General features: G+C 41.6%; 2 protein-coding genes. Both read right to left on the bottom strand.

The window, feature by feature from the left end:
- A partial coding sequence (locus HRU23_20205; GenBank protein NRA56463.1) for an amino acid adenylation domain-containing protein occupies positions 1-3503 on the bottom strand: 3503 nt, incomplete at its 3' end.
- Positions 3500-8377 (bottom strand): amino acid adenylation domain-containing protein (locus HRU23_20200; protein NRA56462.1); only part of this gene is annotated, 4878 nt, incomplete at its 5' end. The genes HRU23_20205 and HRU23_20200, both read right to left, overlap by 4 nt.

The raw sequence follows: 8377 nt of genomic DNA, 5'->3' as shown, positions 1-8377 counted from the left end.
GAGCTCATGTGATAAGCCGTGCTCTCTGGCTCTATCTGCCACAAGACCCACTGGCGCTGTTGCGCATAAGAAAGAGGCAACTCTTGCTCACGCGATACTGGCAAGATAACTTCAGACACAACCCCTTCGCTTTGCGCAACACGCACAGCAAAGTCATGTAAATCGCTCGCTTCAAACATCACTCGCATTGGAATTTCCGCTGACAATGCTTGCCTAACCCGAGAAACAACCTGGGTTAATAACAACGAATGTCCACCCAAGACGAAGAAGTTATCGCTTAAACCAACTTGCTCAATACCCAGCACGTCTTGCCAGATTTGTGCTAATTGCTTTTCTAGCTCGGTACTTGGCGCAATATAGGTTTGTTGCAGTTGACTAGCATCAGCTTTGGGCAATGCTTTTCTATCAAGTTTACCATTAGGCGTTAACGGGAATTGCTCAAGCAACAACATATGCGCCGGTACCATGTATTCTGGCAGGGCTTGTTGTAGTTGGTTTTTAATATCGGATCTAAAGCTGTTTTGTGCCTCATTATCTGTTTCAATCAATCCACTATCATTAGGGATAACATAAGCGACTAACTGCTGACCCGCATTACCTTCTTGGGCTAAGACCACCGCATCGCGGATAGCGTCATTGCCCTGCAATTGCGATTCAATTTCGCCCAGCTCAATACGGAAACCGCGAATTTTTACTTGGTGGTCAATACGGCCAACATACTCGATGGTGCCATCCGCTTGGTAGCGTGCTAAATCGCCGGTGCGGTATAAGCGACCGCCTGATTTATTGAACGGGTCAGCGATAAAGCGCTCGGCGGTTAAACCTTGGCGTTGATGATAACCACGAGCTAAACCTAAACCTCCTACATGTAGCTCACCAGTACAGCCTTTCACCACGGGGTTTAAATCAGTATCAAGGACATACCACGTTAAATCATTGATAACCTGACCTATAGGGCTTCCAGTATTATCGATATCGGCTAAAGATAACGGTCGGTAAGTTACATGTACTGTGGTTTCTGTTATCCCGTACATATTGACTAGTTTTGGCGCGCTATCTCCAAAGCGCTCAAACCATGGACGTAAGCTTGATACATCTAAAGCTTCGCCACCAAAAACAACATAGCGTAATGCCATTGCGTTATGTTCTTCGTTAGTGTTTTTTTCCTCATTCGAGCTTTCACAAGCGACAGGCATTAATTGCGCAAAGGCTGAAGGTGTTTGGTTTAATACTGTGACTTTCTCTTTACACAGTAGATTATAAAAATCACTCGCAGAGCGAGTAATGTCAAACGGCACCACCACCAACTTACCACCGTGCAATATTGCGCCGAATATTTCCCAAATTGAAAAATCAAAGGCGTAAGAATGGAACAATGTCCAAACATCTTTATCTGTAAAGTTAAACCATTGCTCAGTTGCTTGAAGTAATCGATTAACGTTATGGTGTGTTTGTAATACACCTTTGGGTTTACCTGTCGACCCTGAGGTGTAAATGACATACGCCACATTATTAGGCGTCGTTATATTTTTGACATTTTCGACGCTATAATCATTTAAAGCTGCTGTATTTATAATGTTATCGAGTAACACTATTTCAAACTTAGCCTCAGTTTGCCCAGCAACACTCTTAGCCATCGTCAGCTGTGGTACGGTATGACCTTGGGTTAGCAGCAATTCAATACCGCTATCTTCAATCATATACGCCAAACGCTCTTGCGGATAATCAGGGTCTAACGGCACATAAGCACCGCCCGCTTTAAGAATAGCTAAAAGGCCAACAACCATTTCTAACGAACGTTCAACCGCGATACCCACTAACACATCAGGGCCAACACCTTGCGCGCGTAGTTTATGTGCTAGCTGGTTTGCCTTTTGATTTAGTGTTTGATAACTCAGTTGCTTATCGTCAAAAACAAGCGCGGTGTTATCTGGATTAATGTTCGCTTGTTGCTCGAACAACTGATGAATACAAACCTCGGTATCGTAACTAACCGCTGTGTCATTCCAGTCTTCGATAATGTGTTTTTTCTCTGCCTGGTCAAGCAAAGGTAATTCGGCAATGCGCTCACTCGGCTTGGCTACAATTCCCTGTAAAAGCTGTTGCCAATGTTTGGCTAATCGCTCAATGGTGGATGGCTCAAATAAGTCCGTTGCATAGTTAAATGATGCGGAAATACCATCGTCATGTTCACTAACATCTAATGTTAAGTCAAATTTTGCAGTGTAATTATCGAACTCTACAGCGCGAACATCCAGTTCACCTAGATTAATTGATAATTGATCTTTCTGCTCGCTTTGGTGATTGTACATCACTTGAAATAAAGGAGAATTACCCATATCACGTTCAGGTTGTAATCCTTGCACTAATTGATCAAAGGGTAAGTCTTGATAACTTTGCGCATCTATAGTTGTTTGCTTTACTTGCTGTAACAAATCGGTAAAACTAATTTGCCCGTCAACCTCCGCTTTCAACACTTGAGTATTAACAAAAAAACCGATCAGTTTATTCGTTTCTTCCCTATTACGGTTAGCAATAGGTACACCTATGCGAATATCCGTTTGTCCACTGTAACGGAATAATAAAATTTGAAATGATGCTAATAATAATGCGAATAAGGTAACACCTTCCTGTTGAGCTAAGTTACTTAAAGACTTAGCTAAGTTCACAGTTAAAGGTATATCTAATGTTTTCCCATTAAAGCTTTGAATTTTAGGTCGGCTATGATCTATTGGTAACTCTAATACCGGATGCTCATCACCTAATTGACTTATCCAATAGTCTAATTGTCGAGTTTGTTCACCGGCTTCCATCCAGCAACGCTGCCAAATAGCATAATCAGCATATTTTATCGGTAATTCAGCAAGAGAAACATCATTCCCCAGATCATAAGCTGAGTACGCTTTAATTAATTCATCAACCATTAATTGCATCGACCAACCGTCAGAAATAATATGATGCTGAGTCATAATTAAGACATATTCATTTTTATTGATAGATAACAGTTTTACCTTCAACAAAGGACCTGTTAGTAAATCAAATGCAGTTTGTGTCTCATTTATAACACAAGCTTTAATTTTCTCATCTTGCTCTGCTTCATTATGATAATTAATAGATTCAAGTGTTTCTTGCTCTATTGTTATAGAAGCTTCTGGTTTAATAATCTGATAAACGCCCAAATCATCTTGACCAAAAATAGTTCGCAAGACATCATGACGTACGATCAGATTATTAAAGCTTTTTTCTAATGCACTTAGATTCAGCTTCCCTTTTAACCTCAGTGCAATAGGCATATTATAAGCGGCACTGCTTGGTTCTAGTTGCCATAAGACCCACAGTCGTTCTTGCGCATACGATAAGGGTATTCGATTAAATTCATCTTTAACTGCTGGAATAGGTAACTGAGTAAGACTTATTTTTTTTGATGTTAACTTTTCAAAAAAAACTTTACGTTTATCCAATGGTAGCTGAATAAACCCTTTTACCAATGCGCTGTTACTCATTCTACTTCCTCTTGTAATTCTGCTAATAAATCATGCATTTCATCTAAATCTTGGTCTAAATCAGTATTGATATAAGTCATCAGTGAACTTGCATATTCTTGTAATGTATTGACTTCAAATAATAGTGAAAATGGGAAGTCGCCCCGTAACTTTAATTGAGCTTTGGCTATAACTTGCGTTGCCAATAATGAATGCCCACCCAAGGCGAAGAAGTTATCGCTTAAACCAACTTGCTCTACACCCAGCACCTCTTGCCAGATTTGCGCTAATTGCTTTTCAAGCTCAGTACTTGGCGCAACGTACGTTTGTTGTAGTTGACTGGCATCAGCTTTGGGTAATGCTTTGCGGTCTAACTTGCCATTGGGGGTTAACGGGAATTGCTCAAGCAACAACATATGCGCTGGTACCATGTATTCAGGCAAGGCTTGTTGTAGTTGATTTTTAATATCGGCTCTGAAGCTGTTTTGTGTCTCATTATCGGTTTCAATCAGACCACTATCATTAGGAATAACATAAGCGACTAACTGCTGACCGCCATTGCCTTCTTGGGCTAAGACCACCGCATCGCGGATAGCGTCATTTGATTGCAGCTGTGATTCAATTTCGCCCAGTTCAATACGGAAACCACGGATTTTAACTTGATGGTCTATCCGGCCAACATACTCGATGGTACCGTCCGCCTGGTATCGTGCTAAGTCACCGGTACGATATAAGCGACCGCCTGATTCATTGAATGGGTCGGCGATAAAGCGCTCGGCGGTTAAGTCGGCACGCTTATAATAACCACGGGAAAGTCCGGCCCCTCCTACATATAATTCACTGACAACTCCCTGAGGAACAGGCTGTAAGTTATCATCAAGAATATACGTTCGACTGTTGTCTATTGGCTTGCCTATATTCGCGTGACCATTAGAAATTCGCCGTGTAAACGTAGAATACGTTGTATCTTCTGACGGCCCATATAGATCATAAACTTTTTCAATACCAGTCACATAAAGCTCTTCAACCAAAGATTGCTTTAATGCCTCGCCAGCCAAATTTACAATACGTACACTGCTAGGTATATGCTTTGCCTGTAGCAGAGAAGTTATCGCTGAAGGAACAGTATTAATTAAGCAAACTCGATCACGAGCAGGTGCAGCTTGTAGTGCAAGAATATTGTCTACTATCACTGCATAACCACCGGCACTTAACGGGACAAATATTTCCCATACAGATAAATCAAAACAGACAGAGGTAGATGCAAGTACACCTTGCAAATCATCTTGACTATAAATTGTTTGTGCCCAATGTATTAATGCACAAGTACTAGCATGGGCAATAGCGACCCCCTTAGGTTTCCCCGTCGAGCCAGAGGTATAAATCACATAGGCTAAATTACTTGAATTATTGTGATTTAATAAGTTGTCAGTACTGTAATCGCTTAAGGCGTCTTCAGTTAGAATGTTATCGAGCAGTACTACTTCAATACTATTAGGAATTGCTAGTTGTTGTTCTATATGGCTTTGCGATAACAGTAGCTTAATTCCACTCGCTTCAACCATATACGCCAAACGCTCTTGCGGATAATCAGGGTCTAGCGGCACATAAGCACCGCCCGCTTTAAGAATAGCCAAAAGGCCAACAACCATTTCTAACGAACGTTCAACCGCGATACCCACTAACACATCAGGGCCAACACCTTGCGCGCGTAGTTTATGTGCGAGCTGATTCGCCTTTTGATTTAGTGTTTGATAACTCAGTTGCTTATCTTCAAAAACAAGCGCGGTGTTAGCTGGATTAATTTTAGCTTGCTGCTCGAACAACTGATGAATACAAACCTCGGTATCGTAACTAACCGCGGTATCATTCCAGTCTTCGATAATGTGCTGCTGCTCTTCTTGATTAAGTAAAGATAGCCCGCTTACTTTTTGTTCCGGTTCTTTTGTAAAACTTTTCAATAAATACGTGAGTTGCTGCATCAATTGCTCAACGACACCATCCGAGAATTGACAACGATTATAACTCGTCGTGATACTTAAGCTCTTACCCAGGCCTATTGCTAACGTTAGTCCGTAATTGGTCTGCTCATGATTACCAACCTCACCAAAAACTAAACCTTGCGGCGACCCTTGCTGTAAAGCTTCTGAAATAGGGTAGTTTTCAAACACTAAAATACTATCAAATAACGCACTACCGCCTTGCCCTGCCCAACGCTGCACATCATACAAAGGCGTATGCTCATATTCGCGTAAATCCAAGTTTTGGTTTTGTATGCGTCGTAAATAATCACCAACTGTTTCTGTTGGGTATATTGTTGCAACCACCGGTAATGTATTGATAAATAAACCAAGCTGTTGTTCTATACCGACAACATCAGCAGGTCGCCCTGCTACCGTTGCACCAAAAGTGACAGTGTCTTGACTAGTATAACGCTGCAACAACAATAGCCAAGCCGCTTGTAATACCGTGTTAACCGTTACTTTTTGCTCTTTGGCAAACTCGGTTAAACGTTGAGTATCATCAATACTTAGCGCTTGCTGGTGCTCTCCCCACTCACGGCCTACTTCTATATTTTGTGGTGACGATTTTATCGCTCTGGTTAATAACGTCGGCTCTTCCAGGTTAGCTAATTGCTTCAACCAAAATTGCTCGCTCTTATCCTTATCTTGTACTTGCAACCAAGCAAGATAATCGCGGTAGCGCCCTTGTACTGGTTGTAAATCCTGCCCCGCATAACTTTGCAATACCTCCCCGATTAACTGCGAGCTACTCCAGCCATCTGTTAAAATATGATGGTTGGTGTAAATTAAATGATAATGGCCTTCACTTAAACGCACCAAATCCAAACGTAATAACGGTGCTTGACTAAGTTCAAAACCCTCTTGCAATAGCACGTCACCCAAATTGGATAATTCATGCCCTAACAGGCTTTCATTACCTTTTTCTAGGATAGTTTTTCGATTACGCCAATCATGCACCTGCAAATCAATCTTTACTTGTCGGTAGATTACTTGAACTGGTTCATCCACTCCCTCCCAGATAAAACCTGCACGCAAAATGTCATGTCGTTCTAGCATCGTTTGCCAAGCTTGGCGAAAACGCTCAACATCAAGGCCAGACACATCAACGCGCATCTGATTTAAATACGCACCGGCTTCTGGTTCATTTAAGCTATGGAACAGCATTCCTTGCTGCATTGGTGATAACGGATAGATATCTGCTATTTGTTCTACCGGTACAGGTAAATTGTCTATCTGTGATTGACTTAGATTTGTTAATGGAAAGTCTGATGGCGTTAAACCGTAATTTTCCTCAGCTAAACAATGATTAACAATCGCTTCCAGTGCCTTAGTATATTTATCTGCTAATACTTGTATTGTTGAAGTGTGATAAACCTCACCACTGAAACTCCAGCTAAGTGCTAGTTCTCCGTTGTAAACCTGGCCGTTAATGCTGATCCAATTATCTAATGGGGCTTCATCGCTTATACTCGCTCCACCATTTCCTTGTGCTGGTGAGAATAACGCACCGTTGTCTTCATTAAAACTACCATCAAATTGACCAAGGTAATTAAAGGTAATACGAGCTTTAGGCAACGCTTTCATTTGTTGTTGTGTGTCGGCATCACTTAAATAGCGAAGGACACCATAACCCAAGCCTTTATTGGGGATTGCTCTTAGTTGTTCTTTTACCGCTTTAATGGCGCTATCTAACGTTGAAGCGGGGGTGAGCTTCACTGGGAACATGCTGGTAAACCAGCCGACGGTACGCGTTAAATCAATATCATTGAACAATTCTTCACGACCATGCCCTTCTAGGGCAATAAGGGTTGAGCCTTCGCCTGTCCAGTCACATATCACTTGTGATAATGCTGTTAACAATAAATCATTAATCTGAGTACGGTAAGCACTGGGTGCTTGCTTCAGTAATTGCTCAGTTAAGTTTTTGTCTAACTGAGTGGTGACAGTTTTGGCGTATTTATTTTGTTGACTGCCTTGGACATTATCGCGAGGCAATTCTCTTACATGCGTTAATTCCGCTTGCCAGTAATCTAGCTCTGCCAATAACGTAGGCGCTTGAGCATATTCTACCAATTTAGTTGACCAATCTTTAATTGAGCTGGTTTTTTCTGGTAACACAATCGTTTGATTTAATTGTAATTGCTTATAAACTGTTTGTAAGTCTTCAAGTAAAATCCGCCAAGAGACTCCGTCAACAACTAGGTGGTGAATTACAATTAATAATCGCTGTTCACCTTCAGGTAAAGTAAATAACACCACACGCATCAGCGGCGCGTTGATTAAATTTAAACTACGTTGTGCTTCATTGGCTATTGCGGTTAATTCAGTTTCATTTGTTACATCGCGCAGCCAGAGCATATCGGCACTGACATCCGTTCTCATATTAAAGAGTGCTTGCCAATTTCCGTTTTCTTGCTGGCTGTAATTTAAACGCAAGGCATCATGGTGCGTAACCAATTGCGCTAATGCATAGCTTAATAACACACTATCCATAGTTTGGTGTAATTTCAGTAACACCGACTGATTCCACTGATGTTGATGTGGAATATCCCCTTCAAAAAATTCCTGCTGAATAGGGATTAACGAGATCCCACCGGTTATCAAGCCTTGCTCTGCCTTAGTTTTAGTCTCATCCGAGTGTTTAGCCACTCTTGCCAAACCTGACAACATTTGGTGCTGAAAGACATCTTTGGGGCTAAATTGCAGACCAGCCTGACGAGCTCGGCTTACCAACTGGATTGAAACAATAGAATCACCGCCCAACTCAAAGAAGTTGTCATTCAAACCAACTTGCTCAACACCCAGCACGTCTTGCCAAATTTGCGCTAATTGCTTTTCTAGCTCAGTAGTTGGCGCAACATAGGTTTGTTG

The sequence above is a fragment of the Gammaproteobacteria bacterium genome, from assembly GCA_013214945.1.
GTDB lineage: Bacteria > Pseudomonadota > Gammaproteobacteria > Enterobacterales > Psychrobiaceae > Psychrobium.
Note: the sequence above shows the minus strand (reverse complement) of the source record. Positions and strands in the feature narration are given on the sequence as shown.